The organism is Pedobacter agri PB92 (assembly GCF_000258495.1).
In the GTDB taxonomy this organism is placed as follows: domain Bacteria; phylum Bacteroidota; class Bacteroidia; order Sphingobacteriales; family Sphingobacteriaceae; genus Pedobacter; species Pedobacter agri.
Genome location: NZ_AJLG01000293.1, coordinates 1 through 3121, shown reverse-complemented (window position 1 = coordinate 3121; position 3121 = coordinate 1). Strand labels below are relative to the sequence as shown.

General features: G+C 36.8%; 3 protein-coding genes, 1 tRNA gene and 1 pseudogene. 3 read left to right on the top strand and 2 right to left on the bottom strand.

The window, feature by feature from the left end:
* Nucleotides 1-849: pseudogene (locus tag ON09_RS23270) on the bottom strand (F0F1 ATP synthase subunit beta); the annotation flags it as partial.
* Nucleotides 850-1010: 161 nt separating this feature from the next.
* Between ON09_RS23270 and ON09_RS23265 the strand changes: the two are divergent.
* The 3 genes from ON09_RS23265 (at nt 1011) to ON09_RS23255 (ending at nt 2736) form a co-directional block, all read left to right on the top strand.
* Nucleotides 1011-1919 carry an SDR family oxidoreductase gene (locus tag ON09_RS23265; RefSeq protein WP_010603469.1) on the top strand — a complete coding sequence of 303 codons (909 nt, stop codon included), beginning with the start codon at nt 1011-1013 and terminating at the stop codon, nt 1917-1919.
* A gap of 179 nt (nt 1920-2098) precedes the next feature.
* The gene (locus ON09_RS23260; RefSeq protein ID WP_010603468.1) at nt 2099-2563 is read left to right on the top strand and encodes a redoxin domain-containing protein; all 465 of its coding nucleotides are present in this window, start codon (nt 2099-2101) and stop codon (nt 2561-2563) included.
* A gap of 96 nt (nt 2564-2659) precedes the next feature.
* Nucleotides 2660-2736 (top strand) — tRNA-Arg (locus ON09_RS23255).
* A gap of 88 nt (nt 2737-2824) precedes the next feature.
* Here the strand turns inward: ON09_RS23255 and ON09_RS23250 are convergent.
* The coding region (locus ON09_RS23250) for a Crp/Fnr family transcriptional regulator (RefSeq protein WP_010603467.1) at nt 2825-3121 on the bottom strand (297 nt) is incomplete at its 5' end.

Genomic DNA, 3121 nt, shown 5'->3' with positions numbered 1-3121 from the left:
AAAACGGAAGATGTTATCAACGAAGAAAAGGATATCTTTTCCAGCGCCTTCACCATCACCATCACGGAAATATTCTGCAACTGTTAATCCTGATAATGCTACACGAGCACGTGCACCAGGAGGCTCGTTCATTTGACCGAAAACCAATGTTGCTTTTGATTCTTTTAATTTTTCAGTATCCACTGATTTTAAATCCCATCCACCTTTTTCCATTGAGTGTAAGAATTCATCACCATAGTTAATAACGCCTGATTCGATAAACTCACGAAGTAAATCGTTACCCTCACGAGTACGCTCACCAACACCTGCGAATACTGACAAACCAGCATAAGCTTTAGCGATGTTGTTTACCAACTCCATGATTAATACTGTTTTACCAACACCAGCACCACCGAACAAACCAATTTTACCACCTTTTGCATAAGGCTCTAATAAATCGATTACTTTAATACCTGTAAAAAGTACTTCAGTTTCAGTTGATAAATCTTCGAACTTAGGAGGAGTAGCGTGAATCGGACGACCGTCAGCTTTATCTACTGCAGTGATTCCGTCAATTGCGTCACCAACTACATTAAATAAACGACCTTTGATTTGGTCGCCAACTGGCATTTTAATCGCTGAACCAGTATCAAGTACCTTCATTCCACGAACTAAACCATCAGTAGAATCCATAGAGATTGCACGTACGCGGTCTTCACCTAAGTGCTGTTGAACTTCTAAAACAATTTTTTGTCCATTTTCTTTTGTTATCTCTAACGCATCGAAAATTTTAGGTAGATGGGCATCATCAGCAAAGCTAACGTCAACCACTGGGCCGATAATTTGTGCTATTTTTCCTAAGTTAGGCATATCTGTTGTGAGTAAATTTATTACAGTCAATGAATTAAAGCTGTTTGCAGGGGCTCCAATTCGGTTGGCAAAGTTAAGTTATTATTAGTAAATTTTAAATATATATTGGAAATTTTTCTTAGGTGATTTTAATCGGTAATTTAGGGGCGTAAAATCAATCCATGAAAACCATTTTAACCACAGGTAGCAATGGCCTTTTAGGTCAAAAAATAACCGAAAAAGTATTAGCGGAAGGAAGGGTGAAGTTGGTCGCCACATCCAGGGGGTTCAATCGTTATCCTGTAAGCCATGGTTATGAATATGCAGAGATGGATATCCTGGATGTAGCTCAGGTAAGGTTCGTAATTGAAAGATATCAGCCAGACGTAATAATACACACGGCAGCAATGACAAATGTAGATACTGCCGAAGCCAGCAAGGAATCTTGTTATGAGTTGAATGTAAGCGCTGTTAAAACACTATTATCGCTTTGCGAAGAAAAAAATATTCAATTAATACATTTGAGTACTGACTTCGTTTTTGATGGGGCAAATGGACCTTATAAGGAAGAAGATGCAGTAAACCCTGTAAGTTATTATGGTAAATCGAAGGTTTTGGCTGAAGAATTACTAAAAACATCAACGGCCAATTGGGCAATCTTAAGAACAATACTGGTATATGGTATTACTAATGATATGAGTAGAAGTAATATCGTACTTTGGGCCAAAGGTGCATTGGAGAAAGGTCAGCCTATTAATGTAGTGAACGACCAATGGAGAATGCCAACCTTGGCAGAAGATTTAGCAGAAGCCTGCTTGCTGGCGGTAGAGAAGAATGCGCAGGGTATTTATCACGTATCAGGGAAAGATTACATGAGCATTGCAGATTTAGTGAGAAAAGTTGCCGATTATTGGTCGCTCGATAAATCGATAATTTCTGAAATAAGTTCTGACAGTTTAAATCAAACTGCAAAACGGCCGGTAAAAACTGGCTTTGTGTTAGATAAAACAATTAGAGATTTAGATTATAAGCCACATAGCTTTGAAGAAGGTTTAAAGATGGTGGATGAGCAGATGAAAAGTAGAAAGTAGAGAGCGGAAGGTAGAAGGTATTTAGTATCAAGTATCCAGACTGGATGGTAATTTGCACTGGAAATGGGTAATAGAAAATTGGTAAACAAGCTAGTTTTCTTTTTTGAAACTTTATGTTACGATTAAACAATTAACCAGTTACACAATTTAACAATTACAACAATTTAACAATATAATATATGTCACTACAAATTGGCGATCAAGCCCCTGATTTTAAATTATACAGCTCGGATTTAACTGAAGTTTCTTTAGCCGCATTTAAAGGTAAAAAAGTAATTATTCATTTCTTTCCAATGGCTTTTACCGGTGTATGTACCGAACAGTTATGTGCCATGCGTGATAATTTTAGCTTTTACGAGGGGATAAATGCACAGGTTTTAGGAATCTCTGTCGATTCTCCATTTTCATTAGCGAAATTTAAGGAAGTTCAAAACTATCAGTTCCCGTTATTATCTGATTTTAACAAGGATGTGTCTGAAGCTTATAGTGCTTTATATCCTGAATTTGTATTTGGTTTGAAAGGAGTTTCTAAAAGAGCAGCATTTGTGATTGATGAAGAAGGAAAAATTGCTTATGCAGAAGTTTTGGAAGATGCAAAGGATTTGCCTGCTTTTAAAGCAATTGATGATGCCTTAAAAGCATAAACAACATGCAGGTAAGATTTTTTGAATATTTTTTTCAAAATTATTTTGAATTTAAATCTCAAACCTTACCTTTGCAGTCCGTTAACGAACGGAAATGCATTTGTAGCTCAATTGGATAGAGCATCTCACTACGGATGAGAAGGTTTGGGGTTCGAATCCCTACAAGTGCACCAAATGGAGTTAGATCTTAAAGATTTAGCTCCATTTTTTTTTGCAATGATTTTCAGCATAAAAAATTCTGAATTTCAGTAACGCTATTAACTATTTTTTTGAAAGTAAGTTTTTCTTGATTCTACTCAATGTTTCAGGGGCGATACCCAGATAAGAAGCAATGAGATTTTGTGGAATGCGCTCAATAATTTTAGGGTTTGATGCTGACAATTCCAGGTAACGCTCTTCAGCGCTATGAGTAATGTTACTCATCAACCTTCGTTCTTTGGTCACCAGGCTATTTTGATAAAGAATCCGGAAGTAGCGATCCATGGTGGGTACTGCCAGAGTTAAGGCTTCATAATTGCTTTTGGAAAGCAACAATAATTCTGAATCTTCAATCGCATC